The 25,662-nt window shown below is 65.8% G+C and carries 32 protein-coding genes; 6 read left to right on the forward strand and 26 right to left on the reverse strand.

The features are described 5' to 3' along the window. Positions 1 to 171 precede the first annotated feature (171 nt). Positions 172 to 1,413 carry a class I SAM-dependent methyltransferase gene (locus SH203_RS02640; RefSeq protein WP_143275665.1) on the reverse strand — a complete coding sequence of 414 codons (1,242 nt, stop codon included), beginning with the start codon at positions 1,411 to 1,413 and terminating at the stop codon, positions 172 to 174. Positions 1,414 to 1,869: 456 nt separating this feature from the next. On the opposite strand from SH203_RS02640, the gene SH203_RS02645 reads away from it, so the two are divergent. From SH203_RS02645 to SH203_RS02660, 4 genes are read left to right on the forward strand one after another with little or no spacing between them, the layout of a single operon-like run. Beyond that, positions 1,870 to 4,548, forward strand: coding sequence for a ribonuclease E/G (locus tag SH203_RS02645; protein ID WP_200808769.1), 2,679 nt, complete (start codon positions 1,870 to 1,872; stop codon positions 4,546 to 4,548). Positions 4,549 to 4,607: 59 nt separating this feature from the next. Next, complete coding sequence (locus tag SH203_RS02650; RefSeq protein WP_087119293.1) at positions 4,608 to 6,008, forward strand: M48 family metalloprotease; 1,401 nt, start codon at positions 4,608 to 4,610, stop codon at positions 6,006 to 6,008. Between the two features lie 22 nt (positions 6,009 to 6,030). Further along, positions 6,031 to 6,822: a thioredoxin domain-containing protein gene (locus SH203_RS02655; RefSeq protein ID WP_087119294.1), complete on the forward strand. Its 792-nt coding sequence runs from the start codon at positions 6,031 to 6,033 to the stop codon at positions 6,820 to 6,822. Between the two features lie 8 nt (positions 6,823 to 6,830). Next, the gene (locus SH203_RS02660) at positions 6,831 to 7,388 is read left to right on the forward strand and encodes a CDP-alcohol phosphatidyltransferase family protein (protein WP_087119295.1); all 558 of its coding nucleotides are present in this window, start codon (positions 6,831 to 6,833) and stop codon (positions 7,386 to 7,388) included. A gap of 79 nt (positions 7,389 to 7,467) precedes the next feature. Here SH203_RS02660 and SH203_RS15905 read toward each other — a convergent pair whose 3' ends face one another. Next, positions 7,468 to 9,189 carry a lipopolysaccharide assembly protein LapB gene (locus tag SH203_RS15905; RefSeq protein WP_087119296.1) on the reverse strand — a complete coding sequence of 574 codons (1,722 nt, stop codon included), beginning with the start codon at positions 9,187 to 9,189 and terminating at the stop codon, positions 7,468 to 7,470. Between the two features lie 67 nt (positions 9,190 to 9,256). After that, a complete protein-coding gene (locus tag SH203_RS02670) occupies positions 9,257 to 10,501 on the reverse strand; it encodes an ectonucleotide pyrophosphatase/phosphodiesterase (protein ID WP_087119297.1) in 1,245 nt (414 codons plus the stop codon). A 99-nt stretch (positions 10,502 to 10,600) separates the two neighbouring features. Here SH203_RS02670 and SH203_RS02675 point away from each other — a divergent pair, with 99 nt between their 5' ends. Together SH203_RS02675 and SH203_RS02680 are read left to right on the forward strand one after the other, a co-directional pair. Beyond that, positions 10,601 to 11,512 carry an ABC transporter ATP-binding protein gene (locus SH203_RS02675; RefSeq protein WP_087119298.1) on the forward strand — a complete coding sequence of 304 codons (912 nt, stop codon included), beginning with the start codon at positions 10,601 to 10,603 and terminating at the stop codon, positions 11,510 to 11,512. Continuing rightward, positions 11,502 to 12,359, forward strand: a complete 858-nt coding sequence (locus SH203_RS02680) for a hypothetical protein (protein WP_087119299.1) — start codon at positions 11,502 to 11,504, stop codon at positions 12,357 to 12,359. Before SH203_RS02675 ends, SH203_RS02680 begins: the two co-directional genes overlap by 11 nt. Here SH203_RS02680 and SH203_RS02685 read toward each other — a convergent pair. From SH203_RS02685 to rplV, 23 genes are all read right to left on the reverse strand, one after another. Beyond that, on the reverse strand, positions 12,331 to 13,245 hold the full coding sequence (locus SH203_RS02685) for a LysR substrate-binding domain-containing protein (protein WP_087119300.1): 915 nt from the start codon (positions 13,243 to 13,245) through the stop codon (positions 12,331 to 12,333). The two genes, SH203_RS02680 and SH203_RS02685, sit on opposite strands and share 29 nt — an antisense overlap. Before the next feature lie 516 nt (positions 13,246 to 13,761). Further along, on the reverse strand, positions 13,762 to 14,178 hold the full coding sequence (gene rplQ / locus SH203_RS02690; RefSeq protein WP_087119301.1) for a 50S ribosomal protein L17: 417 nt from the start codon (positions 14,176 to 14,178) through the stop codon (positions 13,762 to 13,764). A 109-nt stretch (positions 14,179 to 14,287) separates the two neighbouring features. Next, positions 14,288 to 15,307 carry a DNA-directed RNA polymerase subunit alpha gene (locus SH203_RS02695; protein WP_087119302.1) on the reverse strand — a complete coding sequence of 340 codons (1,020 nt, stop codon included), beginning with the start codon at positions 15,305 to 15,307 and terminating at the stop codon, positions 14,288 to 14,290. 94 nt (positions 15,308 to 15,401) lie between these two features. After that, positions 15,402 to 15,791: a 30S ribosomal protein S11 gene (rpsK, locus tag SH203_RS02700; RefSeq protein WP_054765476.1), complete on the reverse strand. Its 390-nt coding sequence runs from the start codon at positions 15,789 to 15,791 to the stop codon at positions 15,402 to 15,404. A gap of 14 nt (positions 15,792 to 15,805) precedes the next feature. Then, positions 15,806 to 16,174 (reverse strand): 30S ribosomal protein S13, encoded by a 369-nt coding sequence (gene rpsM / locus SH203_RS02705; RefSeq protein WP_087119557.1) that lies wholly within the window; start codon positions 16,172 to 16,174, stop codon positions 15,806 to 15,808. Positions 16,175 to 16,301: 127 nt separating this feature from the next. Continuing rightward, complete coding sequence (locus tag SH203_RS02710) at positions 16,302 to 17,039, reverse strand: energy transducer TonB (RefSeq protein ID WP_087119303.1); 738 nt, start codon at positions 17,037 to 17,039, stop codon at positions 16,302 to 16,304. A 30-nt stretch (positions 17,040 to 17,069) separates the two neighbouring features. Next, entirely contained in the window at positions 17,070 to 17,630 is a 561-nt protein-coding gene (locus tag SH203_RS02715; RefSeq protein ID WP_087119304.1) for an adenylate kinase, read from the reverse strand. 37 nt (positions 17,631 to 17,667) lie between these two features. Further along, positions 17,668 to 19,047, reverse strand: coding sequence for a preprotein translocase subunit SecY (gene secY / locus SH203_RS02720; RefSeq protein ID WP_087119305.1), 1,380 nt, complete (start codon positions 19,045 to 19,047; stop codon positions 17,668 to 17,670). Positions 19,048 to 19,176: 129 nt separating this feature from the next. After that, the gene (gene rplO, locus SH203_RS02725) at positions 19,177 to 19,770 is read right to left on the reverse strand and encodes a 50S ribosomal protein L15 (RefSeq protein ID WP_087119306.1); all 594 of its coding nucleotides are present in this window, start codon (positions 19,768 to 19,770) and stop codon (positions 19,177 to 19,179) included. 158 nt (positions 19,771 to 19,928) lie between these two features. Further along, positions 19,929 to 20,117: a 50S ribosomal protein L30 gene (gene rpmD / locus SH203_RS02730; RefSeq protein ID WP_087119307.1), complete on the reverse strand. Its 189-nt coding sequence runs from the start codon at positions 20,115 to 20,117 to the stop codon at positions 19,929 to 19,931. Between the two features lie 3 nt (positions 20,118 to 20,120). After that, on the reverse strand, positions 20,121 to 20,729 hold the full coding sequence (gene rpsE, locus SH203_RS02735) for a 30S ribosomal protein S5 (RefSeq protein WP_087119308.1): 609 nt from the start codon (positions 20,727 to 20,729) through the stop codon (positions 20,121 to 20,123). A 12-nt stretch (positions 20,730 to 20,741) separates the two neighbouring features. Next, on the reverse strand, positions 20,742 to 21,098 hold the full coding sequence (gene rplR, locus SH203_RS02740) for a 50S ribosomal protein L18 (RefSeq protein ID WP_087119309.1): 357 nt from the start codon (positions 21,096 to 21,098) through the stop codon (positions 20,742 to 20,744). A 3-nt stretch (positions 21,099 to 21,101) separates the two neighbouring features. Further along, complete coding sequence (rplF, locus tag SH203_RS02745) at positions 21,102 to 21,635, reverse strand: 50S ribosomal protein L6 (RefSeq protein WP_087119310.1); 534 nt, start codon at positions 21,633 to 21,635, stop codon at positions 21,102 to 21,104. Between the two features lies 1 nt (position 21,636). After that, the gene (rpsH, locus tag SH203_RS02750; protein WP_008262310.1) at positions 21,637 to 22,035 is read right to left on the reverse strand and encodes a 30S ribosomal protein S8; all 399 of its coding nucleotides are present in this window, start codon (positions 22,033 to 22,035) and stop codon (positions 21,637 to 21,639) included. Between the two features lie 15 nt (positions 22,036 to 22,050). Next, complete coding sequence (gene rpsN / locus SH203_RS02755) at positions 22,051 to 22,356, reverse strand: 30S ribosomal protein S14 (RefSeq protein ID WP_017506048.1); 306 nt, start codon at positions 22,354 to 22,356, stop codon at positions 22,051 to 22,053. 19 nt (positions 22,357 to 22,375) lie between these two features. Further along, on the reverse strand, positions 22,376 to 22,936 hold the full coding sequence (gene rplE, locus SH203_RS02760) for a 50S ribosomal protein L5 (RefSeq protein WP_087119311.1): 561 nt from the start codon (positions 22,934 to 22,936) through the stop codon (positions 22,376 to 22,378). Beyond that, positions 22,936 to 23,244 carry a 50S ribosomal protein L24 gene (rplX, locus tag SH203_RS02765; protein ID WP_087119312.1) on the reverse strand — a complete coding sequence of 103 codons (309 nt, stop codon included), beginning with the start codon at positions 23,242 to 23,244 and terminating at the stop codon, positions 22,936 to 22,938. The genes rplE and rplX overlap by 1 nt, the downstream gene beginning before the upstream one ends. 1 nt (position 23,245) lies before the next feature. Further along, positions 23,246 to 23,614 carry a 50S ribosomal protein L14 gene (gene rplN / locus SH203_RS02770; protein ID WP_003164378.1) on the reverse strand — a complete coding sequence of 123 codons (369 nt, stop codon included), beginning with the start codon at positions 23,612 to 23,614 and terminating at the stop codon, positions 23,246 to 23,248. Between the two features lie 18 nt (positions 23,615 to 23,632). Next, positions 23,633 to 23,875 carry a 30S ribosomal protein S17 gene (gene rpsQ, locus SH203_RS02775; protein ID WP_087119313.1) on the reverse strand — a complete coding sequence of 81 codons (243 nt, stop codon included), beginning with the start codon at positions 23,873 to 23,875 and terminating at the stop codon, positions 23,633 to 23,635. A gap of 10 nt (positions 23,876 to 23,885) precedes the next feature. After that, the gene (gene rpmC / locus SH203_RS02780; RefSeq protein WP_054765463.1) at positions 23,886 to 24,083 is read right to left on the reverse strand and encodes a 50S ribosomal protein L29; all 198 of its coding nucleotides are present in this window, start codon (positions 24,081 to 24,083) and stop codon (positions 23,886 to 23,888) included. Then, positions 24,083 to 24,523, reverse strand: coding sequence for a 50S ribosomal protein L16 (gene rplP / locus SH203_RS02785; RefSeq protein WP_087119314.1), 441 nt, complete (start codon positions 24,521 to 24,523; stop codon positions 24,083 to 24,085). Before rplP ends, rpmC begins: the two co-directional genes overlap by 1 nt. A gap of 3 nt (positions 24,524 to 24,526) precedes the next feature. After that, positions 24,527 to 25,282, reverse strand: a complete 756-nt coding sequence (gene rpsC / locus SH203_RS02790; protein WP_087119315.1) for a 30S ribosomal protein S3 — start codon at positions 25,280 to 25,282, stop codon at positions 24,527 to 24,529. After that, a complete protein-coding gene (gene rplV / locus SH203_RS02795) occupies positions 25,282 to 25,662 on the reverse strand; it encodes a 50S ribosomal protein L22 (protein ID WP_087119316.1) in 381 nt (126 codons plus the stop codon). The genes rpsC and rplV overlap by 1 nt, the downstream gene beginning before the upstream one ends.

The raw sequence follows: 25,662 nt of genomic DNA on the forward strand, positions 1-25,662 counted from the left end.
CCCGACGACGAACCCACCACCGTTTACTGAGCCGCCTTATCGCCCGGCTCTCGTATTCAGGGGGTTAAGGCGAACACTAAAATATTCGGCGTTCTTCGGTGCTCGGCCAAAAACCAGAAGGACATAACAATCCGGATATTCATGAGCGCAGATCGCCTAATAAGCCCCCGCCTATCCGACCGTCCAATCCGCCTCATCTCCGACAAACACCGCAAGCCCCAACGGACGAGCATCAGCGCCCATACCGACCTCACAGGGACGCAGGGGCGGGCGCGTGATCAGCCACATGAATTCACGACCCGGAGTTTCACACTCGACCCACCCCTCAAGGCGGTTCTCGACCCTGACCATGGGGAACAGCTTCTCTCCGACTTGAAGAGACACCCCCTCCCAGTGCTCATCGCTGATCGCCATCAGAACAGGAAACGATATGCGAGTACGTTTTGCTGGAAGCTCTTGAAAACCGAGAGGGACCTTTTCTTTGGCGCTCCAACGAAAATATCTGTCATCCGCTTCTTCCAGCCCGTGCCAACCACTCACCCCCCTCATAAGGGGCAGATGATCCAGAGTCAAAGGAACGGCGAGAACTTGAAACCTATCTACATACCTCTTGGCCATAGAGGAAAGATGATTACGCCAAATAAAGAAACCCCAATCACATATTCTGTATTGAAAATTATTTTTTCGACAAAACACATCTATCGTATTTGCAGAAAAAAATGAAATATGACCATTCCTCGGCCCAAAATATTTCCAATTATCTCTTAAATCTGCAATATTATCTGGTATATATTCTTGACTGAAGAACATAACCCCACCTTCTGACATCGCTGATGACATCAGGTTAATTGTCCCCCTAGGGTCCGGACTATGCTCAAGGACCTCGTACGCTGATACAATGTCAAATTTTCTATCCGGCATGTCACCGCCAGCATAGGGATCATAGCTAGCAATATCCCGAATGCCATAACGATTCATTTCCTGCTCAAGAACGCCTCGGCCGGAACCAAAATCAAGCATCGACAAATTTGGAATTAAATCACCCGCGCGATTGAATATTATACTCGAAATAAATCTTGACCGTGTTCCGTCATACTCGGGATCATAAACAGCATAATGATCGTTATAAATGTTTTGTGTGAAATCTTCATGAGACCAATCATCACAAAAGTCAGTGAATATGTGCTCGCACACCACACATCTGTAATGATTAACGGCCACACCATACTGTCCAGTAGCAATGCCACATGAGTTTTTTGAAAAATCTACGCTAAAAAAATAATCAGCAGCATCGCCACACATCTTACAGACACGAGAAATTTCAACCGGCGGCAGCCGCCCCTCAAGGGCGCCGCCTAGCAACTCTCTCACCCGGACATCGCCCGTATCATCACCAAACATGCCGATCTCCAACCATAATCACGCTGCACATTGATACACCCCAATGCGGTGCATCAACACCCTCTGCGCGAACCCTCTCCACATATTCAAAGCCCTCAATCATTTTGCATTTCCTTTGAATGGCGCCTATTGTGTAATAGTTGCGATCGATCGCGTCATCGTCCAGTGCGACTTTAGACGCGCACTCCCCGCAGCGCTGACTTTCAACTCATTCCGATGATCGTCCGGCCTAGCCGTCGATCTGACGAAAGGGTTCGAGACGCTCCTTTGAACGGAGCGCTTGAACCCCGGATGAACATAACCTCATGGGCCAACCCGCCTGCACACCTCGTCGGCAGCAACTTGCCGCACTCGCACTTCGCGAGGGGATGTTGCATGCCTTGGCCCCTTTCCCCGTTCGGCGAGCCGCCACGACCCTGCCCAGTTTCCTGGGAGGGCGGGCCAGCGCGCGCCAGAGAGAGATATTCCATGTCAAAGACAATGCTGATCGACGCGGCCCACCCGGAGGAAACCCGGGTCGCCATCGTGGACGGACGCCAGATTGAGGAATTCGATTTCGAATCCCGTGCGAAGCGCCAGCTTCGCGGCAACATCTACCTCGCCAAGGTCACGCGCGTAGAGCCCAGCCTTCAGGCCGCCTTCGTCGAATACGGCGGCAATCGCCACGGCTTCCTGGCCTTCAACGAAATCCACCCGGACTACTACCAGATCCCCGTCGCCGACCGCGAAGCCATCATGGCCGAGGCGCACGACGACGAGGACGAAGACGATCTGGATCGCGAATCGACCGGCGACGACGTCGATCCCGACGCCGCCCTGGCCGACGAGGAGCGGCTGAAGCGCCGTTTGATGCGTCGCTACAAGATTCAGGACGTCATCAAGCGCCGCCAGATCCTGCTGGTTCAAGTCGTCAAGGATGAGCGCGGCGCCAAGGGCGCGGCCCTGACCACCTGGCTGTCGCTGGCCGGCCGCTACTGCGTGCTGATGCCCAACACCGGCAAGGGCGGCGGCATCAGCCGCAAGATCACCAACACCTCGGACCGTCGCCGCCTGAAGAGCGCCGTCGCGGCCCTGGACGTGCCCAAGGGCATGGGCCTGATCATCCGCACGGCCGGCGCCAAGCGCACCAAGGCCGAGATCAAGCGCGACTATCAGTATCTGCTGCGCCTGTGGGAGACGATCCGCGAGACCACCCTCGCCTCTCACGCCCCCTCGGTGATCTACGAGGAAGAGAATCTGGTCCGCCGCGCCGTGCGCGACATGTTCGACAAGGACTTCGACGGCATCCAGGTCGAGGGCGTCGAGGGCTTCAAGGAAGCGCGCGACTTCATGCGCGTGCTGATGCCCGCCCAGGCCAAGAAGGTTCACCTGTATCGCGGCTCGCGTCCGCTGTTCGCGGCCAACGGCATCGAGGAACTGCTGACCCAGATCCACCAGCCGGTCGTGCCGCTGAAATCCGGCGGCTATCTGGTCATCAACCAGACCGAGGCGCTGGTCGCCATCGACGTCAACTCGGGCCGCGCCACCAAGGAACGCAACGTCGAACAGACGGCGTTCAAGACCAACATGGAGGCCGCCGTCGAGGCGGCCCGCCAGCTGCGCCTGCGCGACCTCGCCGGCCTGGTCGTCATCGACTTCATCGACATGGACGAGGGCAAGAACAACCGCGCCGTGGAGAAGGTGCTGAAGGACGCCCTGTCGTCCGACCGCGCCCGCATCCAGATGGGCCGCATCTCGCCGTTCGGCCTGATGGAGATCAGCCGCCAGCGTCGCCGCCTGGGCGTGATCGAGGGCGCCACCGAGGCCTGCCCCCACTGCCAGGGCACCGGCCGCATCCGCTCGGCCGAATCCGCCGCCCTGATGACCCTGCGGGCCGTCGACATCGAGGCCGGCAAGAACGGCGCGGGCGTTGTGGTGCTGAAGGTCTGCACCGCCGTCGGCCTCTATATCCTGAACCACAAGCGCGCCTATCTGCAGGCGCTGCTGGAACGTCGCGGCCTGAACGTCATCGTCCAGATCGACGACAGCCTGGGCCAGGGCGAACACACTATCGAGCGCACCGAGACCAACGAGGACTTCGTCGCGCCCGAGATCGAGATGCCCGATCTGAACGACGACTTCGACGCCTCCCTCTATGAGGACGAAGAGGACGACGAGGACGAGGAGATCGTCGCCGACGACGAGGACGAAGACGAGGACGCGCTGGAGCGCGAGGACAGCGACGACGACGAACCGCGCGAACGCTCGGAGCGTCACGACGGAAACGGTCGCGGCCGCAACCGTCGCCGCCGTCGCGGCGGTCGGCGCGACGACGAGGCCGTGGACGCCGTCGCGGTCGACGACGCCTCGGACGACGAGGATGACGAGAACGGCCGTCGCCGCCGTCGCGGCCGTCGCGGCGGTCGCCGGATGCGCGAGGACGGAGAGCGCGACGTCTATACCTGGGTGCGCGGCCGCACGCCGTCGCTGGACGATCCCTATGTCTGGTTCGACCCGCTGAATCCCGGCCGAAACGAAGGTCGCGGCGAGCGTCCCGAGCGTCCCGAGCGGGCCGAACGCCCGACCGCCGACGCCGGCGTCGAGACCCTGGCCGCCACGGTCGGCGCGTCCAACGACGAAGCGTCCAACGAGGAAGGCGGCCGTTCGCGTCGCCGTCGTCGTCGCGGCCGGGGTCGTGGCGGCGAGGCCGGCGCGGCGCATGAGATCAAGGTCGAGAGCCGCGCCACAAACGAAGGCATGCCGCCTGACGGCTCGCCCGAGACGCCGATGGCGGTCATGGTCGAACCGGCCGCCGAAGCCGTCGAGGCCGCCCCGCCCGTCGTCGCGCCCGAGCCTCAGCGTCGCCGCGTGCGCCGCAAGTCGGCCAGCGCCAGCGTCGAGATCGCGACAGAGCCGCACCCCGACACGGCCATCGAGCCGAACGAGGCGACGGTCGAGGGCGAACCCGCCGAACTGGACGTGACCCCGCAAGAGGCGCTGGTCTCCGAAACGGTCGAGATCGCGCCGGTCGAGCCGTCGCCCGCCGTCCTGGCCGAACCCTTCGTCGCGCCCAAGCCGGAGATCGACGTCGAGGCCATCATCGCCGAAGATCCCAACCAGATCGTCGCGCCGCCCGAAAAGCCGAAACGCGGATGGTGGCGCCGCTGATCGGTCACGATTAGACTGTCAGGATGCAGGCGGGGGCCGGTCGCTATTGGAGTTCAGCCATGAGGTGGCTTCCCCGATCTGCATCCCGTCTTCTGGCGGCGGCGGCGACGGCCTTGATGGCCCTCTCCGTCGCCGGCCAGGCCGCCGCACAGAGCCTGATCCGCGACACCGAGGTCGAGGGCATCGTGCGCGAATGGGCCGACCCGGTCTTTACGGCCATGGGACTGAACCCGTCCGACATCCAGGTCATCCTGGTCAATGACGACGACCTGAACGCCTTCGCCACGCGCGGGCGGATCATGGGCGTCAACACCGGCCTGATCCTGCGCACCAAGACGCCGAACGAACTGCTGGGCGTGATGGCGCACGAGGCGGGCCACATCAAGAACCGCCACACCCTGCGCGACGGCGCCCAGAACGCCGGCAAACAGCCGATGTTCATGACCATGGCCCTGGGCGCCCTGGCCATCGCGGCCGGCGCGCCCGACGCCGGCGTGGCCCTCTTGGGCTCCAGCCAGTATTTTGGCGCGCTGGGCGCCCTGCGCTATATGCAGGGCCAGGAGGGCGAGGCCGATCTGACCGGCGCGCGCGGGCTGGAGGCGGCTGGCGAATCCGGCGCGGGGCTGGTGTCCTTCTTCGACAACTTCCGCTCGCAGGAGGTCTTCTCCGACGCGCGCCGCTATCCCTATTTCCGCAGCCACCCCCTGTCGTCCCAGCGCATCGAAAGCCTGCGCCGCTACGTGCAGGAACAGCCGCACTACGATCATCGCGACAGCCCCGAACGGGTGGCCCAGCACGCGCTGATCCTGGCCAAGATCCACGCCTTCATGGACGCGCCCAGTGCGACGCTGAGGGACTATCCCTCCACCGACGTCTCCCTGCCCGGCCGCTACGCCCGCGCCATCGCCTGGTATCGCGACGGCCAGACGGACAAGGCCCTGGCGGCTGTGGACGCTCTGATCGCCGGCGACGTGGCCAATCCCTATTTCCAGGAACTGAAGGGTCAGATCCTGTTCGAGGAAGGCCGCCCGGCCGAGGCCGTCGCCGCCCACCGCGAGGCCGTGCGACTGAAGCCCGAGGCCCCTCTGCTGCGCATCAACCTGGCCCACGCCCTGATCGAAACCAACGACAAGGCCAATCTGGACGAGGCCATCGACCAGCTGAAACGCGCCGTCGTCGCCGAGAAGGACAACACCATGGCCTGGCGCCTGCTGGCCCAGGCCTACGCCTCCCAGGGCAAGGAGGGCGAGGCCCGTCTGGCCTCGGCCGAATACTATTTCGCCGGGGGCGACGAGAAACAGGCGACCCAGTTCGCTCTGCGCGCCCGCTCCATGCTGGACCCGCATTCCATCGAATGGCGCCGGGCGGTGGACATCGTCTTGGCCTCGGGCGCCACGCCCGACGATCTGCGCGACCTCGACCAGCGCGAGGCCGCACGTCGTCCCACGACCCTGAACTGACCTTTTCCGACTGCGAGACTTCATGACCGACGACGCCAACGCGCCCGCCCCCGAGACCAAGGCCGCATCCGAACCGAAGACGTCGGGCGTCTTCAGCGGCGCGCGCGCCGGCTATGTCGCCCTGGGCCTGTCCGTCGTCGCCCTGGGTCTGGCCGCCGCCCCCTATTTCACCGGCGGGTCCAACGTCCGCGCCTATCTGCTGGAACACCCCGAGGTGTTGCAGGAGGCCAGCCAGGCGCTTCAGGCCAAGGAGGGTCAGGCGCGCGTGGACGAGACCAACGCCGCCGCCGCCGCCAACGCCGGCCTCCTGGCGCCCGACAGTCGCGACCCGGCCTTCGGCCCGGCGGACGCCAAGGTGACGGTGATCGAATTCTTCGACTTCCGCTGCCCCGGCTGCAAGGCCGTGGCCCATGACTACCGCGCCCTGATGGCCGCCCACCCGGAGGTTCGTTTCGTCTTCAAGGACTGGCCGATTCTGGACCGGGGCGACGACATCACCTCGCAATACGCCGCCCGCGCCGCCCTGGCCGCGCACCAGCAGGGCAAGTATCTTGAGGTTTACGACGCGCTGATGAACGAGCGCGCCCTGACCCTGGCGTCCATCGACGCCATCCTGGCCGCCCACGGCGTGGACATGACCCGCGCCAAGGCGACCCTCGCCTCGCCCGAGACCACCCGCCACATCGCCGACATCCACACCACGGCCGCCGCCCTGCGCCTGCAAGGCACGCCCACCTTCTTCGTCAACGGCAAGGCCGCCGCCAGCATCGACCCCGCCGAAATCGGCAAGATGATCGAGGCCGCCAAACGCTGATTCTGCCGATGCTGAAACGGCTGCCCTGGGCTCTGGTCGTCTTCCGGCTGCTGTGCGCGCCTGCGCTGGTCGGCCTGTCGCTGATCGCGCCGCAGGCGGGCGGGGCCGCGGCGGTCCTGCTGTCGCTGGCGGTGTTGTCGGACATCTTCGACGGCGTCGTGGCGCGGCGGCTGAAGGTGGTCACGACGACGCTTCGACGCTGGGACGGGCGGGCGGACGTGATCTTCTGGCTGGGCGCGGCGCTGGCCCTGTGGCTGATGCATCCCGCGCTGGCCGCCGTCGTGGGACCGCTCGTTCTGGCGCTGCTGGGGCTGGAGGCCGTCAATCACGCCGTCAGCTTCGCCCGCTTTCGGCGAGAGGCCTCGCCGCATCACTGGCTGTCCAAACTGTTCTGCCTGTGTCTGTGGGCGCTGTTCGTCCAGTTGTTCGTGTCTGGCCAGGCCGATGGACTGCTGTGGCTGACCTTCTGTCTGGGCGTGCTGTCGCAGATCGAGGCCTTCGCCATCACCCTGCGGCTGAAGACCTGGCGTTGCGACGTGCCGTCCGTCTTCGCCTTGGGTCGTTAAAATACCATCCCCGCCCTTCGGGTCCGGGTTCTTCGCTCCGCTCAGCCCCGGAATGACGGCTATAGAGTGCCGATTGAACTTACGCCTCGGCCAGGCTCATCCGGCCGCCGATCCATTCGACGCCCGCGTGGCGCAGGGCGTCGTTCGCCGCCGCCTCGTCGCCCAGCGCCTGTTCGGCGCGGTAGAGGACATAGTAGCTGTAGGGATCGTTCGGCCAATCCTTCAGCAGTTCGCCGATCTTGGCCTTGGCCCCCGCCGCGTCGCCCGACGCCAACAGGGCCGCCGCCAGGCTGCGGCGGGTGGGATACCAGATCATCGGCGGGTCGCCGCCCTCGGGGTTCATCGCCTGGATTTCAGCGGCCCGGCCGTAAGCGGCGATGGCGGCGGGATAATCGCGGTCGATCATGGTCGCCCGTCCCTCCAGCACCTTCTGGAACAGTTCGGCGAAGCCGGTCTGGCGATCCGCCATCGGCCCCTTGAACGCCTTGTCGGCCAGCAGGGCGGCGATGCCCGCCGCCTCGGCCTGCACCGCGCGCGCATCGCCGCGTCGGGCCGCCGCCTCGCCCCGCGCATAGCGCCAGCCCACCCGCATCAACGGCCGTCCCGCGTCCGGCTCCGGCAAGGCCGCGACCTGGGCCGCCGCGCCGAACCGGCCGTACAGGGCATAGGCGTCCGCCGCCATGATCTGGCGATAGGTCCAGTAGCCGTCCTCGCCCGCGTCGGGCGCGGCCAGCAGTTGCGGATAGGTGGCCATATACCAGTCGGCCAGCTCCAGCCCCTTCTCGGCCCCGCCCGCCATCAGGGCGCCGCCCATGCCGAAATGGATGTTGTGGGCGTGCAGCCGCATGCCGCGAACGCCGCCGGGCGGTCCGACCAGCCGGTCGTAGTTCTTGTCCAGCGCCACGGCCTGGACGTTGGACATCATCGCGTCCTTGTAGCGTCCGACCCGATAGAAGGTGTGCGACGGCATATGCACCAGATGACTGGCCCCCGGCGCCAGCAGCGCCAGCCGCTCGCCATAGGCCAGGGCGCGGTGCGGATCGTCCGACCATTCGGTCAGGTGGATATACAGGTGGATGGCGCCGGGATCGTTCGGCTTGACCGTCAGGGCGTGTTCCAGAATCCTCATGGCGCGCGTCACGGCCGGGTCGGTCGCCTTGCCGTTCTTGTCCCACCACTCGCCCTCGGGCTGCAGCATCCAGGCGTCGGCGGCGATGTTGGCGATGGAGACGTCGCCGGGATGGCGTTTGGCGATCCGGTCCATGGCGCGCGCGAACCGCAGGGCGCGGGTCTGTTCCCGACCGGAATAGCGTTGGATCAGGGCGTCGATCATCTGTCGCTGCACCGGCGTCGCGTCGCGGGCCAGCCGCCGGGCCTCGCGCGCGACCCGCAGGCCGGTGGCGATGGATTCGGAGTCGCTCCCGCCCCCGTTCAGGTTCGGCCCGATGGCCCAGGCCTCGCCCCAGGCGCACATGCCGCACGACGGGTCCAGCTGTCGCGCCTTTCGGAAGGCGCGCACCGATTCCGAATGTTCGAACGCCCAGCGCAGACGCACGCCATAGTCGAACCAGGCCTGGGCCTCGGGCGTGCTGGCGTCGACCACAAAGCCGTCGCTGCCGAAGCCGGGCACCATGACCATGTCGGCCGTCGGCTGGACATCGCCGACCGCGCCCACCCGGCCGCAGACCTGGGGATTGGCGATCAGGGCCAGGGTCGCCGCCGTGGCGGTCGCATCGGCCACCGCGACCGGCGCGATCAGACAGGCGACCGAAACCGTCGCGACCCACAGACCCTTGCGCATTGCCGCCTCCCCGCGTGTGCAGGGGTCATTGTGCGCTGGAATCTCTCGCGCGCCAATCCGCCGCCGATCAGGGCCGGGTGACGGCCAGGGTGTCCTCGGGCCGGCCGTCGCCAACCGGCGCCGAAATCCCCAGCATCCGCGCCAGGAACGGCTGGACGTCCACGCTGTCCAGATCGCTCAGACGACGTCCCGCCGCCACGCCCGGCCCGTGGGCGACGAAGAGGGCCGCCATCTCCGGCGCCTGATTGTCGTATCCGTGCGCCCCGCCCGCACGGGTCACGGGCCGGTCGCGCGTCGCGGTCAGCCAGCCCGTCTCGACCAGACAGACGATCCGGCCCACGCGCGGGTTGGAGCCATAGACCAGACGCGCCGGCACATCGGCCTTGTTCCAGCATTCCATGTGCGGATGCCGACCGATCAGCTTCTGCTGCACCTCCGCCTCGCGGCCGGGCGTCGGATCGGCGGTCAGCACCGCCCCGCCATAGCCGATCTTCAGCGCCGCCGGATCGAGGATGTCGTCCAGCCAGATCACCCGGTCGGGCGAGGTCGCCGCCATGCCGTGATCGGACACCACCACCAGCATCGTCCGGTCGTACAGCCCCCTGGCCTTCAACCCCTCGATCAACCGCCCGATCGACGCATCGACCGAGGCGACGGCGGCGCGCGTCTCCGGCGCATCCGGCCCGTTACGATGGCCAGCGGTGTCGACGATGTCGAAATACAGGGTCTCCAGTCTGGGCCGCTGGTCCGCCGGCAGGTCCAGCCACGACAGCACCCGGTCCACCCGCGCATCGCCCGGCATCCCCTGATCGAACGGCGCCCAATGGCTGGGGCGCACGCCGCGAATCTCGACCTCCGATCCCGGCCAGAACAGGGTTCCGGTACGGATGCCCGCCTTCTCGGCCGTGACCCAGATCGGCTCGCCCTGATCCCAGAAGCCGCTCTCCTTGCTGGCCATGGTGAAGACGCCCAGCCGCGCGTCGGTGAAGCGGTTGGCCACCACGCCGTGATGGTCGGGATGCAGCCCCGTCACCAGCGTATAGTGGTTGGGGAAGGTCACGCTGGGGAAGGACGGCCGCATCGGCCCGAACGCGCCCGTCGCCACCAGGCCGTCCAGCACCGGCGTCTGACCCTTGCCCAGATAATCCGGCCGGAATCCGTCGATGGAGATCAGGATCACCCGATCCGGCCGCGCCGCCTGAACCGCCGCATCGACCGCGGCCTGCGGGCTCTGCCCCGTCGGGGTTCCGGCGCACGAAGACAGGGCCAGGGCGACGGCGACGATCAGACCGGCGAGCGGGAAACGAAACATGGGCGACCTCGAAGACGACACGAAACGATTGCCTAAACTTAATGCGCGACAGCCGCACGACGGCTTGTGGGAACGGCGTTCTCGCGCCAAGCTTGCATCATGGACACCGTCATCGAAATCCGCGGCCTCACCAAGACCTATGGGGCCGTGAAGGCTCTGGACGGTCTGACCCTGTCGATCCCGCGCGGCGGGGTTTACGGGGTGCTGGGCCCCAATGGGGCGGGCAAGTCGACCCTGTTCCGCACCCTGCTGGGTCTGATTCGCCCGACCGAGGGCCAGGCCACGGTGATGGGCGGTCGCATCGGCGATCCGGCGGCGATGCGCCGCATGGGCTCCATGATCGAGACGCCGCGTTTCCCGCCCTTCATGACCGCGCGCCAGGTGCTGGTCTGGCTGGCCCAGGCCCACGGCGGCGTCAGCGGCGCCGAGATCGACAACTGGCTCCAGCGCGTCGGACTGGCCGAGGCCGCGAACCGGCGCGTGAAGGGGTTTTCGGTCGGCATGCTGCAACGCCTAGGCGTCGCCGCCGCCCTGATGACCAAGCCCGATCTGGTCATTCTGGATGAACCGACCAGCGGCATGGACCCGCCCGGCATCCAGGAAATGCGCGCCCTGATCCGCAGTCTGGCCGACAACGACGGCGTGACCGTCATCCTGGCCAGCCACCAGCTTCAGGAGGTCCAGCGCGTCTGCGACCGCGTGGCCATCTTCAACAAGGGCAAGGTCATCACCGAGGGCCGGGTTTCCGACCTGACCGCCTCGGGCGAGCGCCTGCGTCTGTCCGTCACCCCCCTGGCCAAGGCCATGGCCGTGCTGGGCGAGCGCGCTACGCTGGACGGCGACGCGCTTCTGGCCACAGCCCCCCGCGCCGAGGCCCCCGCCCTGATCAAGGCCCTGGTCGAAAACGGCGTCGACATCGAGGAGGCCCGCTGGATCGGCGCCGACCTGGAAGACGTCTTCATGAGCGAGACCGGCTGGACCGGCGTGCAGGAGCAAAACCGTGCTGGCTGACGCGATCCGATCCGAAACCTATCGCCTGTCGCGCAACCGCACCGCCCTGTTCTGGAGCGTGCTGTTCGTGCCGATCATCGGCGTCCTTCTGTCCACGCTCGGCTTCGTGGTCGCCAAGGCCAACATGGCCAAGCTGGCCGGCAAGCTGCCGCCGGAAGTCCTGAAGGGCGGCCCGCTGGATCTGGGCCTGACCCTGGTCAAGAGCGCCGGCGATTTCGCCAATCCGGCCATACTGATGTTCGTCCTGATCGGGGCGGCGACCATCTACGCCGGCGACTATCGCTGGGAGACCTGGCGACTGATCAGCGCGCGCAACACGCGCACGAACCTGGTCGCCGGCAAGGTGGCGGTCACAGCCCTGTTGATCCTGCTGGCGACCTTCGCCGCCCTTATCTCCGACGTCATCGCCAGTCTGATCCAGGCGGCGGTGTTCGGCCGTTCGCTCACCTTCACGATGACGGGCGACGCCGCTGCCGATTTCGGCCTGCTGGGCCTGACCGGCTGGGCGCGCATCCTGCAGTTCACCCTGCTGGGCCTGCTGGCGGCAGTGATGACGCGGTCGCTGCTGGCCGCCCTGTTCGCGCCGCTGGTGATCGGCGTGGGCCAGTTCTTCCTGCCGCAGATCCTGATGCCCATGGGCGTCATGCCCGACGGCTGGCTGCTGCCTTTGCTGTCCCCCGGCATGGCGACCGACCTGCTGAAGGGCGCCGTTCAGGGGGGTGCGGCGGCGGCCGAACTGCCCGATCATGCGGTGGTGAAAGGCTTGCTCGGCCTGGCCCTGTGGATCGCGGTTCCCTTCGCGGCGGCCGTGGCCTGGTTCAACACCCAGGACCTGTCAAAGGAATAGGCGGCGGGGGGCTGCGTTCGCCTTCCGCGACCAGCCAGTCGCGGAAGGCGTCCACGGCGGCGTCGCGACGCCCCTCCGGCCGCAGGAAGGCGAACCACGACTTTCGCTCCACGAAGCCGAACGGCGCGACCAGCCGCCCCGCCATGACGTCGGGCGCGACAAACGCCCAGGGCGCAATGGCCACGCCCAAGCCCGAGGCGGCCGCCTCGACCAGCGAATGGTTGTGGGCGAACTCCCGCTCCGGCGCCTCGCCCAGCGTCACACCCGCCAGATCGGCCCACACCGCCCACGCCTGACGGAAGGTCGCCGAGCGAAGGCGCGGCGCCGCGCCCAGCGCCCGTAATGTCGCCCATCGGCTCATCAGCTCCGGCGCGCCCACCGGCCCCTGATACTGGGACAGAAACCGGGTGCTTTCGGTGCGGGCGTGGCGCTGGTCCGGCTCCACGATGCGGATGGCGCCGTCGAACCGATCCCGGCGAAAATCGACCGGCAGATAGGATTCCGACAGCCGCACCCTGATCTCGGGATGGGCGTCCAGAAAGCCCGGCAGGCGCGGGATCAGCCATTTCAAAGCAAAGGTGCCTAGGCAGGAAATCTCGATCTCGCGCACCGCCTCGCCCCGCGCCTGGGTCACCGCGTCCGTGATCGCGCCGAAGGCGGGCGTCAGTTGATCGGCCAGCCGCCGCCCGGCCTCGGTCAACGTCAGAGCATGACGCGGCCCGCTGACCAGCCGCACGCCAAGGGCGTCCTGAAGCGCGGCGATCTGGCGGCTGACCGCCCCGTGGGTGACGCACAGTTCGGCCGCCGCCCGCGTCATACTGGCGTGGCGCGCAAAGACCTCGAAGGTTCGCAGCGCATTCAGCGGTGGCGGCGCACGGCCCGTCATGTGATCTCCCCTCACACAGCCTTCACCGCATAATCGATTTCACGACACGCGCCTATCGGCTTCAACCTGGCCGATGTCGCACCTCGATCCTCCGCCCCGCCCGCCGTGCCGTCCCCTGCTGGAGCAGATCGCCTATGGTCTGTGCATCGTCGTCATCTGGCTCATGGCCCTAGCGGCCATTCTGGACGGCTAGGTCAAATGGACATTCGTGAAGAGAGGCGTCTCGGCTCGTCATTCCGGGGCTGAGCGAAGCGAAGAACCCGGAACCCAGGGCCACAGTCGCGCTGCTGAACGCATCCAATGCCTGATGCCAGCCTCCTGGGTTCCGGGTTCGTCCTTCGGACGCCCCGAAATGACGTTATCAGGCCAGATGTCTATTGAACTTGGAGCCGCTTCTCCATGGGGGCGTAATCCGCGCCGACAGTTGAGCCATCCCAAGCCAAAACGCCGACAACGCAAAAGGGCGGCCGGATCGCTCCGACCGCCCTTTCGGCGTCTGGTCTGTGGGACCAAGACTTAGTCTTCGTCGCCTTCATAGGCCAGGACGGGACCGGAGTCCTTGCCCTTGGCTTCGACGTCGCGATCGACGAACTCGATCACGGCCATCGGGGCGTTGTCGCCGTGACGGAAACCGGCCTTCATGATGCGGATGTAGCCGCCGTTGCGCTCGCTGTAGCGCGGGCCCAGGGTTTCGAACAGCTTGCCGACCTGCGGCACGTCGCGGACCTGGCTGATGGCCTGACGACGAGCGTGCAGATCGCCCTTCTTGGCCAGAGTGACCAGCTTCTCGACGAAGGGACGCAGTTCCTTGGCCTTGGGCAGGGTCGTGGTGATTTGCTCGTGCTTGATCAGCGAGGCGGCCATGTTCGCGAACATGGCGGTGCGGTGGCTGGTCGTGCGACCGAGTTTACGATGGGCGGCGCCGTGGCGCATCAGGGTCTCTCCTACTCCGGGCCCGGTATCTCCTGATCGGAGACCTAGGCCCGTAATCTTCTAACCGCCCCGACATTCTCCCCGAGAGGAGACGGGCGGAGGGTTGAACTTAGATCTGGTCGTCGAACTTCTTGGCCAGATCTTCGATGTTTTCGGGCGGCCAGTTCGGCACGTCCATGCCGAGGCTGAGGCCCATCGTCGCGAGAACTTCCTTGATCTCGTTCAGCGACTTGCGGCCGAAGTTCGGGGTGCGAAGCATTTCGCCCTCGGTCTTCTGGATCAGGTCGCCGATATAGACGATGTTGTCGTTCTTCAGGCAGTTGGCCGAACGGACCGACAACTCCAGCTCGTCCACCTTCTTCAGCAGCGCCGGGTTGAAGGGCAGGTCGGGCTTGCCGTCCGACTGCTCGACAGCCTTCTTGGGCTCCTCGAAGGTGATGAAGATCTGCAGTTGGTCCTGCAGGATGCGCGCGGCATAGGCCACGGCGTCCACAGGCGTCACCGCGCCGTTGGTTTCGACTTCCAGCAGCAGCTTGTCATAGTCCAGCGACTGGCCCTGACGGGTCGGCTCGACGCGATAGGCCACCTTCTTGACCGGCGAATACAGCGCATCCACGGCGATCAGGCCGATGGGGGCGTCTTCCGGGCGGTTCAGTTCAGCGGCGACATAGCCCTTGCCGTTCTGGACGGTCAGTTCCATGCGCACCGAGGCGCCGTCGTCCAGCGTGCAGATGACGTGATCGGGGTTCAGAACCTCGATGTCCGCCGGCACGTCGATCTGGCCGGCCGTCACCGCGCCGGGGCCCGTGGCGCGCAGGGTCATGCGCTTGGGGCCTTCGGCGTGCATACGCAGCGCCAGTTGCTTGATGTTCAGAACGATGTCGACCACGTCTTCGCGCACGCCTTCCAGCGACGAGAACTCATGGACCACGCCGTCGATCTGGATGGCCGTGACCGCCGCGCCTTGCAGCGAGGACAGCAGAACGCGGCGGAGCGCGTTGCCGAGCGTCACGCCGAAGCCACGCTCAAGAGGCTCGGCCACCAGGCGCGCCTTGCGCTGGGCGTCGGAGCCGGTCTCGATCTGGGGCTTCTCGGGACGGATCAGCTCTTGCCAGTTTCTTTCGATCATTTTGTCCCTCGAACGGGTTTCGTCGGCTCCGGCCTTGTCGACGAGGCCATGGTGGAGCCGACGGAGATGGGGTGTGCCTGAAACCTAGTCGCGATCAGACGCGACGACGCTTGGGCGGACGGCAACCGTTGTGCGGCATCGGCGTGACGTCGCGGATGGTCGTGATCGTCAGACCGACGGCCTGCAGGGCGCGCAGGGCCGATTCACGGCCGGAACCCGGACCCGAGACGTTCACTTCCAGCGTCTTCAGGCCATGTTCCTGAGCCTTCTTGCCGGCGTCTTCCGCAGCCATCTGGGCGGCGTAGGGGGTCGATTTACGCGAACCCTTGAAGCCCATGTGACCCGCCGACGACCAGGAAATCGCGTTTCCTTGCGCGTCGGTGATGGTGACCATCGTGTTGTTGAAGCTGGCGTTCACGTGGGCGACGCCCGAGGTGATGTTCTTGCGTTCGCGGCGCTTTACGCGACCCGGTTCCTTGGCCATCGGTCAGCTCTCTCTTACTTCTTCTTGCCGGCGATCGGCTTGGCCGGACCCTTGCGGGTGCGAGCGTTGGTGTGGGTGCGCTGACCGCGGACCGGCAGGCCCTTGCGGTGACGCAGGCCGCGATAGCAGGCCAGGTCCATCAGACGCTTGATGTTCATCGACGTCTCGCGGCGCAGGTCGCCCTCGACCGTGTGATCCTTGTCGATCGTTTCGCGGATCGACAGGACTTCGGCGTCCGTCAGCTGGTTCACGCGACGGGCGGGCTCGATGCCCACCTTCGAGGTGATGTCCTTGGCGGCGGCGGGGCCGATGCCATGGATGTACTGAAGCGCGATTTCCACGCGCTTGTTGGTCGGGATGTTGACGCCAGCAATACGGGCCACGAAATTCTCCAGATACGCGTTAGTCAGACGCAACAAACGCTCCGGTTAACAAACCAGGAGCGTGGCGCCCTTCGCGGGAAGGCGCCCTTATACAGATGATTCACAGGCCGTCAACGTCTGCCGTGGATCAGCGCGGCGGCCGGCCGAAATCGACCCCGACGGTGACACGCTGGCCCTCAACCGGGCGGCCGTCCTCGGTCGGCGGCTGGAAGCGGAAGAAGCCCGACACCTGAAGCCCCGCCACGCCGAAACCCAGGCCCGGCGGCGTTTCGTTCACCACGCGGCAGTCGTCCAGTCGATTGTCCAATCGGATGACGCAGGACAACTCGGCGCGGCCATAGCGGCTGCGGGCGGCCGGCGGATGGTTGGCGCGGATCTGGCCCATGGTCGGCCCCATGACCAGGCGCGGTCCGGTCGATCCGCTGCCGGGGCCCGAACCCGATCCGACGCCCGATCCGGCGCCGCTCCCCTGCCCGCCCTGGCCGAAGCCCGGTTGGGGCGACGGCGCGGGCGCGACGCCGACGACGGGCGCGGGCGTCGGGGCCGGTTTGGGCGGCGCCGGCAGCTCGGGCGGACGCGGCTGTTTCGGCGGCGGGGGCGTGTGGATGCGCGACGGCGCGGCGGGCGCCCCGCCCCCGGTCTGAGGCGCAGGCGGCTGTTCGGACAGCGGCGGGGGCGGATCGTAAAGCACCACTTCGAACGACGGCGGCTCGGCGACGGCGGGAACCTGCGGCGCCCGCCCGTCGACTTGCCCCAGCAGCAGGAACAGCCCCGCCTGCACGCCCGCGACGGCGCAGAAAACGGCGAAGGCGCGCCAGCGTTTGCGGGCGCGCCTTTTGTTCGGATTGGCGTCGTCGTCCTTCATCGGACGTCTAACGCCCGAGGTCGGCTTTGGTCACGCCAGAGCTTCGTCGATGGCCTTGGCGACCGAGTCGATCGACCCCATGCCGTCGGCCTCGGTCAGCTTGCCCTGGGCTTCATAATAGGGAAGCAGCGGAGCGGTGTTGCGGTTGTAGGCCTCCAGCCGAACCTTGAAGGATTCGGGATTGTCGTCGGGCCGCCCCTGTTCGGCGAACCGTTTGGCGATCCGTTCGGTCAGGGCGGCGTCATCGACCTTCAGCCGAACGACGGCGTCGATCTGTGCGCCGCGTTGGGCCAGCATGGCGTCCAGGGCCTCGGCCTGGGCCACGGTGCGGGGGAAGCCGTCGAAGATCGCGCCGCCGGCGGCCTCGGCCTCGGGCAGGCGATCCTCGATCAGGGCGATGACGATCTCGTCTGTGACCAGATCGCCGCGCGCCAGCACATCCTTGACCTTCAGCCCCAGTTCCGAGCCGGAGGCGATGGCCGCCCGCAGCATGTCGCCGGTGGAGAGCTGGACCATGCCCTTCTCTTCCACCAGCCGCTTGGCCTGGGTGCCCTTGCCCGCCGCCGGCGGTCCGAACAGGATCAAGTTCATGCTTCAGCCCTCCCCTGGGCGTCTGTCAGCTTAAGACTTAGCGGCGAACCGGCGCGGGCGCGCCGCGACCGCCACGACCACGCAGCTTCGCCTTCTTGATCAGGCCTTCGTACTGGTGCGCCAGCAGTTGGGACTGAATCTGGGCCACAGTGTCCATCGTCACCGAGACCACGATCAAGATAGACGTTCCGCCAAAGTACAGGCTGTTGCCGAACTGGCTGACGATGAACTCCGGCAGAAGGCAGACGGCGGTGATGTAGGCCGCGCCGATCACCGTCAGACGGGTCAGGACATAGTCCAGATACTCCGCCGTGCGCTTGCCCGGACGGATGCCCGGCAGGAAGCCGCCGTATTTCCGCAGGTTCTCGGCCGTGTCCTCGGGATTGAAGGTGATCGAGGTGTAGAAGAAGCAGAAGAAGACGATCAGGGCGGCGTACAGCGCCATGAACAGCGGCTGGCCGTGCGTCAGCTGCGCCGTCACCAGCGGCAGCCAGCTCATCCAGCTGGGCAGGTCGGCGTTGGCCGTCATGGTCGCCACCGTCGTCGGCAGCATCAGCAGCGACGAGGCGAAGATCGGCGGGATCACGCCGGCGGTGTTGACCTTCAGCGGCAGGAACGACCGCTCGCCGCCCGCCATCCGGTTGCCTTCCTGGCGCTTCGGATACTGGATCAGAAGACGGCGCTGGGCGCGTTCCATGAAGACGATGAAGACCACGGTGGCCACGGCCAGGATGGCGATGAACAACAGGGCGAAGGCCGACATCTGGCCTTGCTGGGCCAGGCCCAGCAGACGCGCGATGGTGGACGGCAGGACCGCCACGATACCGGCGAAGATGATCAGCGAAATGCCGTTGCCGACGCCGCGCGCCGTCACCTGCTCGCCCAGCCACATCAGGAACATGGTGCCGCCGGTCAGGGTCACGACCGTCGAGACGATGAAGAAGATGCCCGGATTGTCGACCAGGCCCGCCGTGCTGTTCAGGCCGGCCGCGATGCCGAACGACTGCGCCAGCGCCAGAAACACCGTCAGATAGCGGGTGTACTGGTTCAGCTGCTTGCGGCCGCTCTCGCCACCTTCCTTCTTCAGCTTCTCCCAGGGCGGATACACCGTGCCCATCAGCTGCACGATGATCGACGCCGAAATGTAGGGCATCACGTTCAGGGCGAAGATGGCCATACGCTCGACCGCGCCGCCCGAGAACATGTTGAACATGTCCAGGATGCCGCGCTGGCCCGACGGGTCCTGGAAGAACTGCAGGAAGGCCTGCGAGTTGATGCCCGGGATCGGAACATAGGTGCCGATGCGATAGACCAGAAGCGCGCCCAGCGTGAACAGCAGGCGTTTGTGCAGCTCGGTCGCCTTCGCGAACGAGCCGATGTTCATATTGGCGGCGAGTTGTTCTGCGGCCGAAGCCATTATGCGTCCCCACGACTGATTGAGTCGTCAGATAGGCGGAAAGCGGCCCTCATGCGAGGGCCGCTTCCGTTGTTTCGTCGTCGCAGATGTAATCAGGTCACGACCTAATCAGCCGCGACGACGCATGACTTAGCCCTTGGCGGCGGCGCGCTTGGCGCGGGCCGAGACCTTGTTGGCGTCGCCCTGCGGCGCCTTGGCGGCCGGGGCCTTGCCCTTGGCGGCGTTGCGCTTCTCGACGCGCGCGGCGGCCTTGGCTTCGGCTTCGATGCGTTGCTCGACGACCGAACCGCCGGCGGCTTCGATGGCCTTCTTGGCGCCCGAGGTGGCCGACCAGACGACCAGGTTCAGCTTGGCCTTGATCTCGCCGGTGCCCAGCAGGCGCACGCCGTCCTTGACGCGACGGATCACGCCGGCGGCGACCAGGGCGTCGCCCTTGATTTCCGACTTGGCGTCCAGCTTGCCGGCGTCGATGGCGTCCTGCAGGCGCCACAGGTTCACTTCAGCCAGCTTCAGCGCGTTGGGATTGTTGAAGCCGCGCTTGGGCATACGCATGTACAGCGGCATCTGGCCGCCTTCGAAGCCCAGCAGGCTGACGCCCGTCCGCGACTTCTGACCCTTGACGCCGCGACCGGCGGTCTTGCCCTTGCCCGAACCGGGGCCACGGCCGACACGCATGCGCTTCTTGTGCGCGCCTTCGTTGTCGCGGATTTCGTTCAGTTTCATGTGCCTGATCCTTTCGGGTTCTAGCGCCCGGACATGACCTCGGGGTGAGGCGACCGGACTCGGCTTGGAAAAAATGAAGGGCCGCTCATAGGCGACCCCCGAAACATAAGCAAGATGCGAAACGCCCTCCCCCGGTGTTCCGAGGGAGGGCGAAAGGCTTACTTCTCGACCACTTCCACCAGATGGTGGACCTTGGCGATCATGCCGCGAACCGAAGGGGTGTCCTCCAGGGTCGCTTCACGACCCATGCGGTTCAGGCCCAGGCCCACCAGGGTGGCGCGCTGGTCGTTCTTGCGGCGGATCGGCGAACCGATCTGCTTGACGGTGACGGTCTTCTTATCGGCCATGACTTAGGACTCCACAGCTTCCGGCGCCGAGGCGCCGTCGTTGCGGCGGCCCATCAGGTCGGCGACCTTCTTGCCACGCTTCGAAGCGACCTGACGCGGCGACGACTGGACCTTCAGGGCCTCGAACGTCGCGCGGATCATGTTGTAGGGGTTCGACGAGCCGGTCGACTTGCCCACGACGTCCTGGACGCCGAGGGTTTCGAGGACCGCACGCATCGGACCACCGGCGATGACGCCGGTGCCGGGAGGGGCGGCGCGCATCATGATCTTGCCGGCGCCCCAACGGCCGTTGCCGTCGTGGTGCAGGGTGCGGTTCTCGCGCAGCGGAACGCGGATCATCGTCTTCTTGGCTTCTTCGGTCGCCTTGCGGATGGCTTCCGGCACTTCGCGCGCCTTGCCGTGACCGAAGCCGACGCGGCCCTTGCCGTCGCCGACGACCATCAGGGCTGCGAAGCTGAAGCGACGGCCGCCCTTCACGGTGGCGGCGACGCGGTTGATGTGAACCAGCTTCTCGACGATGTCCGAATCCGGGCCATCGACAGCGGGAGCGTTGCGGTTGTCACGACGGTTGCGATCGTTGCCGCCGCCGCCGCGTTGGGGTTGTTGCGCCATCTGTCGCGTCCCTTAGAAGTTCAGGCCGGCTTCACGCGCGGCTTCCGCCAGCGCCTTCACCCGTCCGTGATAGATGTACTCGCCCCGGTCGAAGACGACGTCCTTGACGCCCTTCTCGATGGCGCGTTCGGCGATCAGCTTGCCGATCGCGGCGGCGGCGGCCGTGTCCGAACCGCGCTTGCCCTTGCCGCCTTCCAGCGACGAGGCGGCGGCGATCGTCACGCCCTGGGCGTCGTCGATGATCTGGGCCGAGATGTTCTTGTCCGAACGATAGACCGACAGACGCAGACGACCGTTGGCGACAGCCTTCAGGCGACGGCGAGTGCGCTCCGAGCGGCGCTTGGCTTGTTGTCGAAGAGAAAGAGCCATGACTTACTTCTTCTTGCCTTCCTTGCGACGGACCGTCTCGCCCGCATAACGGACGCCCTTGCCCTTGTAGGGCTCCGGCGGACGCAGCTTGCGGATGACAGCGGCGATCTGGCCCACGGCCTGCTTGTCCGCGCCCGAGATCTTGATCTCGGTCTGCTTGGGCACGGCGAAGCTGACGCCGGCGGGCGGGGCGATATCGACTTCATGCGAGAAGCCGAGCTGCAGCGACAGGGCGTCGCCCTTCATCGCGGCGCGGTAGCCCACGCCGACCAGCTCCAGCGACTTTTCGAAGCCCGAGGTGACGCCGACGACCATATTGTCGACCAGGGTCCGCGACAGACCCCACATCGCGCGGGCGCGAGGGGTGTCCGAACGCGGGGTCAGCGACAGGTCGTCGCCGTCCTGCTTGACTTCGATCTCGTCGGCGACGGTCCAGGCGCGTTCGCCCTTCGGACCCTTGACGGTGATGTTCTGGCCGTCGAGCGTGACAGTCACGCCCTTCGGCACGGCGATGGTTTTCTTGCCAATACGGGACATATCAGTAGACCCTGCAGAGGACTTCGCCGCCGACGTTGGCGTCGCGCGCGGAAGCGTCGGACATGACGCCCTTCGAAGTCGAGAGGATCGAGATGCCGAGGCCGTTCTTGACGGGCTTCAGATCGCCGATCGCCGAATAGACGCGGCGGCCCGGCTTGGACACGCGCGCGATCTCGGCGATGACGGGCTGGCCGTCGAAGTACTTCAGCTCGATCTCGAACTGCGGAAACTCACCCGGGTTCTGAACCAGGTTGTAGCCGCGGATGTAGCCTTCGTCCTGCAGCACGTCGAGGACGCGCTGGCGCAGACGGGAAGCGGGGGTCAGCACCTTGGAACGCTTGCGGGTCGCCGCGTTCTTGATGCGAGCGATCATGTCGCTCAGGGGATCGTTGATCATCATGTCTGTTCGCTCCCCTTACCAGCTCGACTTCGTCAGGCCGGGAATCTGGCCCAGGTTGCCCAGTTCGCGCAGCGCGATCCGGCTCATCTTGAGCTTGCGGTAGAACGCGCGCGGACGACCCGTCACTTCGCAACGGTTGCGAATGCGGCTCGGCGCGGAGTTGCGCGGCAGGGCGGCCAGTTGCAGGCGCGCCTCGAAGCGCTCCTCCAGCGGCAGGTTCTCGTCATTCGCGGTCGCCTTCAGGGCGGCGCGCTTTGCGGCATACTTCGCAACCAGGGCCTTGACGGCTTCGTTGCGGTTTACGGCGCTTTTCTTAGCCATTGTGCTCTTCCCTTCCCGCTCAGTTCTTCACGAACGGGAACTTGAACTCGGTGAGGAGAGCCTTGGCTTCCTCATCGGTCTTGGCCGTGGTGCAGACGACAATGTCCATGCCCCACATCTGATCGATCTGGTCGTAGTTGATCTCGGGGAACACGATGTGCTCCTTCAGACCCGTGGCGTAGTTGCCGCGACCATCGAAGGACGTGCCCTTCAGACCGCGGAAATCCTTCACGCGCGGCAGCGCGATCGTGATGAACCGGTCCAAGAACTCGTACATCTGGTCGCCGCGCAGCGTGACCTTGCCGCCGATGACCATGCCTTCACGCAGCTTGAAGCCGGCGATGGAGTTGCGGGCCTTGGTGGCGACGGCCTTCTGGCCGGCGATGGCCGTCAGGTCCTTGAGGGCGGTCGCCGCCTTCTTGGAGTCCGCAACGGCTTCGCCGATGCCCATGTTCAGGACGATCTTGTCCAGCTTGGGCACCTGCATCTCGTTCGTATAGCCGAACTTTTCCTTCATCACCTGGCGGATGCGCACGTGATATTCGCCCTTGAGGCGCGGAGAGTATTTTTCGGTCGCCATCAGATGACGTCTCCCGTCGTCTTGGCGATGCGGACCTTGGTGTCCCCATCGATCTTGAAGCCGACGCGGGTCGCCTTGCCGTTGGCGTCGGCGATCGCGACGTTCGACAGGTGAAGCGAGGCTTCCTTGTTCTTGATGCCGCCTTGCGGGTCAGCCTGGCTCGGGCGCGTGTGGCGCTGAACCATGTTGACGCCTTCGACGACGACGCGGTTTTCGGAAGGCAGGACCTTCAGCACGTTGCCCGTGCGGCCCTTGTCCTTGCCGGTGAGGACGACGACGCGGTCGCCCTTCTTGATCTTGGCGGCCATGTTACAGGACCTCCGGAGCCAGCGAGATGATCTTCATGTGGTTCTTGGCGCGCAGTTCGCGGGGAACCGGGCCGAAGATCCGCGTGCCGACAGGCTCGTTCTGCTTGTTGACGATGACGGCGGCCGACTTGTCGAAGCGGATGACCGAGCCGTCCTTGCGTTGGATGTCCTTGGCGGTGCGCACGACGATGGCGCGAACGACGTCGCCCTTCTTCACGCGGCCGCGCGGGATGGCTTCCTTCACGGAGGCGACGATTGTGTCGCCGATCGAGGCGTAGCGGCGCTTGGAGCCGCCCAACACCTTGATGCACATGACCCGGCGGGCGCCCGAATTATCGGCCACTTCCAGGTTAGTTTGCATCTGGATCATAAGATCAGATCCTTCTGATTACGAGGCCGAGGCCGGGGAGATGACTTCCCAGCGCTTCAGCTTGGACTTCGGGGCGCACTCGACGATGCGAGCGATGTCGCCGACCTTGAGCGCGTTGGCTTCGTCGTGCGCGTGGTACTTCTTGGAGGACCGGACGGTCTTCTTCAGAAGCGGGTGGAGCAGCGTGCGCTCAACCTTCACGACGACGGTCTTTTCGCCCTTGTCGGACACGACCACGCCTTCGAGAATTCGCTTGGGCATATTCGTTTCCTTACGAGGCCGCACGCTTCTCGCGCAGAAGCGTCGAGATGCGGGCGATGTCTTTGCGCACTTCACCCACGCGGTGGGTCTTTTCCATCTGGCCGGTGGCCGCCTGGAAGCGCAGGTTGAACTGTTCCTTCTTGAGCTTCAGCAGCTCGTCGGCCAGTTGATCGGTCGTTTGCGACCGCAGATCGGCGATCTTGGTCATTAGGCGGCTACCTCGACATGAGCGACGCCGGCGTCGATGCGGGTCACGACCTTGGTGCGGACCGGCAGCTTGGCTGCGCCGAGACGGAGCGCTTCGCGGGCGACATCGTCCGGAACGCCGTCGATTTCAAACAGGATACGGCCAGGGTGGCAGCGCGCGGCCCAATGGTCCACGGCGCCCTTGCCCTTACCCATCCGGACTTCGGCCGGCTTGCCCGTGACGGGCAGGTCGGGGAAGACGCGGATCCAGACGCGGCCCTGACGCTTCATCTGGCGGGTGATCGCGCGGCGAGCCGCTTCGATCTGACGCGCGGTGATGCGTTCCGGCTCCAGCGTCTTCAGGCCATACGACCCGAAGTTCAGCGAGAAGCCGCCCTTGGCCGAGCCGTGGATGCGGCCCTTGAAGGCCTTGCGGTACTTGGTCTTCTTCGGTTGCAACATGACTTAGTTCTCACGTCCCCGGTCGCGACGCGGACCGCGGTCGCCACGGGGGCCGCCGCGTTCGCGGCCTTCGTTCGAGGACGGACCCGACGCTTCCTGGGCCCAACGCTTATCCTGAGCCATCGGGTCGTGCTCCAGCACTTCGCCCTTAAACACCCAGACCTTCACGCCGATGATGCCGTAGGTCGTCTTGGCTTCGTAGAAGCCGTAGTCGATGTCGGCGCGCAGCGTGTGAAGCGGCACGCGACCTTCGCGGTACCATTCCATACGCGCGATTTCCGCGCCGCCCAGACGACCCGAGACATTCATACGAATGCCCTTGGCGCCCAGACGCATGGCCGACTGCATCGAACGCTTCATGGCGCGGCGGAAGGCCACGCGGCGTTCCAGCTGCTGCGCGATGTTCTCGGCGATCAGCTGGGCGTCGGTTTCCGGCTTGCGGACCTCGATGATGTTCAGGTGAACTTCACCCTCGGTGCGCGCCGAGATGTCCTTGCGGAGCTTCTCGATGTCGGCGCCCTTCTTGCCGATCACGACGCCCGGACGGGCGGCGTAGATGGTGATGCGGCACTTCTTGTGCGGGCGCTCGATGATGACGCGCGACACGCCGGCGGCGGCCAGACGTTCCTTCAGCCACTCGCGCAGCTTCAGGTCCTGGTGCAGCAGGCGGGCGTAGTCCGCGCCGCCGGCGAACCAGCGGCTGTCCCACGTGCGGTTCACGCCGAGGCGCAGACCGACCGGATTGATTTTCTGTCCCATCAGGCGGCCTCGCCGGCTTCGCGGACCACGATGGTGATCTCGCTGAACGGTTTCAGGATGCGCGACGAGCGACCACGAGCACGGCTCGCGAAACGCTTCATCACCAGGTTCTTGCCCACGAAGGCCTCGGCGACGACCAGGTTGTCGATGTCGAGGTTGTGGTTGTTCTCGGCGTTGGAGATCGCCGAATACAGCACCTTGCGGACGTCGCCGGCGATGCGCTTACGGCTGAATTCCAGCTCGTTCAGCGCCTTCTGAACCGGCATGCCGCGGATCGAGGCGGCCACCAGGTTCAGCTTTTGCGGGCTGATCCGCACGTTCACCAGCTTGGCGCGGGCTTCGGTCGAACCGACGCGGCGCGTGTTCTTGGTCTGGGCCAT

This window comes from Brevundimonas sp. SH203 (genome assembly GCF_002157625.1).
Classification (GTDB): Bacteria; Pseudomonadota; Alphaproteobacteria; order Caulobacterales; family Caulobacteraceae; genus Brevundimonas.

Bases quoted from the DNA above. Each gene is read 5' to 3' on its own strand.
- rplP (WP_087119314.1), bottom strand. From the start codon at position 24,523: ATGTTGCAACCGAAGAAGACCAAGTACCGCAAGGCCTTCAAGGGCCGC.
- rpsC (WP_087119315.1), bottom strand. From the start codon at position 25,282: ATGGGACAGAAAATCAATCCGGTCGGTCTGCGCCTCGGCGTGAACCGC.
- SH203_RS02670 (WP_087119297.1), bottom strand. From the start codon at position 10,501: ATGTTTCGTTTCCCGCTCGCCGGTCTGATCGTCGCCGTCGCCCTGGCC.
- rpsQ (WP_087119313.1), bottom strand. From the start codon at position 23,875: ATGCCCAAGCGAATTCTCGAAGGCGTGGTCGTGTCCGACAAGGGCGAA.
- rplV (WP_087119316.1), bottom strand. From the start codon at position 25,662: ATGGCCCAGACCAAGAACACGCGCCGCGTCGGTTCGACCGAAGCCCGC.
- SH203_RS02650 (WP_087119293.1), top strand. From the start codon at position 4,608: ATGAGGTGGCTTCCCCGATCTGCATCCCGTCTTCTGGCGGCGGCGGCG.
- SH203_RS02655 (WP_087119294.1), top strand. From the start codon at position 6,031: ATGACCGACGACGCCAACGCGCCCGCCCCCGAGACCAAGGCCGCATCC.
- SH203_RS02715 (WP_087119304.1), bottom strand. From the start codon at position 17,630: ATGAACTTGATCCTGTTCGGACCGCCGGCGGCGGGCAAGGGCACCCAG.
- secY (WP_087119305.1), bottom strand. From the start codon at position 19,047: ATGGCTTCGGCCGCAGAACAACTCGCCGCCAATATGAACATCGGCTCG.
- rpmC (WP_054765463.1), bottom strand. From the start codon at position 24,083: ATGACCAAGATCGCCGATCTGCGGTCGCAAACGACCGATCAACTGGCC.
- rpsH (WP_008262310.1), bottom strand. From the start codon at position 22,035: ATGATGATCAACGATCCCCTGAGCGACATGATCGCTCGCATCAAGAAC.
- rplN (WP_003164378.1), bottom strand. From the start codon at position 23,614: ATGATCCAGATGCAAACTAACCTGGAAGTGGCCGATAATTCGGGCGCC.
- rpmD (WP_087119307.1), bottom strand. From the start codon at position 20,117: ATGGCCGATAAGAAGACCGTCACCGTCAAGCAGATCGGTTCGCCGATC.
- SH203_RS15905 (WP_087119296.1), bottom strand. From the start codon at position 9,189: ATGCGCAAGGGTCTGTGGGTCGCGACGGTTTCGGTCGCCTGTCTGATC.
- SH203_RS02645 (WP_200808769.1), top strand. From the start codon at position 1,870: ATGTCAAAGACAATGCTGATCGACGCGGCCCACCCGGAGGAAACCCGG.
- rplE (WP_087119311.1), bottom strand. From the start codon at position 22,936: ATGGCGACCGAAAAATACTCTCCGCGCCTCAAGGGCGAATATCACGTG.
- SH203_RS02660 (WP_087119295.1), top strand. From the start codon at position 6,831: ATGCTGAAACGGCTGCCCTGGGCTCTGGTCGTCTTCCGGCTGCTGTGC.
- rplR (WP_087119309.1), bottom strand. From the start codon at position 21,098: ATGGCTCTTTCTCTTCGACAACAAGCCAAGCGCCGCTCGGAGCGCACT.
- rplX (WP_087119312.1), bottom strand. From the start codon at position 23,244: ATGGCCGCCAAGATCAAGAAGGGCGACCGCGTCGTCGTCCTCACCGGC.
- rplF (WP_087119310.1), bottom strand. From the start codon at position 21,635: ATGTCCCGTATTGGCAAGAAAACCATCGCCGTGCCGAAGGGCGTGACT.
- SH203_RS02685 (WP_087119300.1), bottom strand. From the start codon at position 13,245: ATGACGGGCCGTGCGCCGCCACCGCTGAATGCGCTGCGAACCTTCGAG.
- SH203_RS02675 (WP_087119298.1), top strand. From the start codon at position 10,601: ATGGACACCGTCATCGAAATCCGCGGCCTCACCAAGACCTATGGGGCC.
- SH203_RS02710 (WP_087119303.1), bottom strand. From the start codon at position 17,039: ATGAAGGACGACGACGCCAATCCGAACAAAAGGCGCGCCCGCAAACGC.
- rpsE (WP_087119308.1), bottom strand. From the start codon at position 20,729: ATGGCGCAACAACCCCAACGCGGCGGCGGCGGCAACGATCGCAACCGT.
- rplQ (WP_087119301.1), bottom strand. From the start codon at position 14,178: ATGCGCCACGGCGCCGCCCATCGTAAACTCGGTCGCACGACCAGCCAC.
- rplO (WP_087119306.1), bottom strand. From the start codon at position 19,770: ATGAAACTGAACGAAATCCGCGACAACGAAGGCGCGCACAAGAAGCGC.
- rpsN (WP_017506048.1), bottom strand. From the start codon at position 22,356: ATGGCTAAGAAAAGCGCCGTAAACCGCAACGAAGCCGTCAAGGCCCTG.
- rpsK (WP_054765476.1), bottom strand. From the start codon at position 15,791: ATGGCCAAGGAACCGGGTCGCGTAAAGCGCCGCGAACGCAAGAACATC.
- SH203_RS02695 (WP_087119302.1), bottom strand. From the start codon at position 15,307: ATGATCGAAAGAAACTGGCAAGAGCTGATCCGTCCCGAGAAGCCCCAG.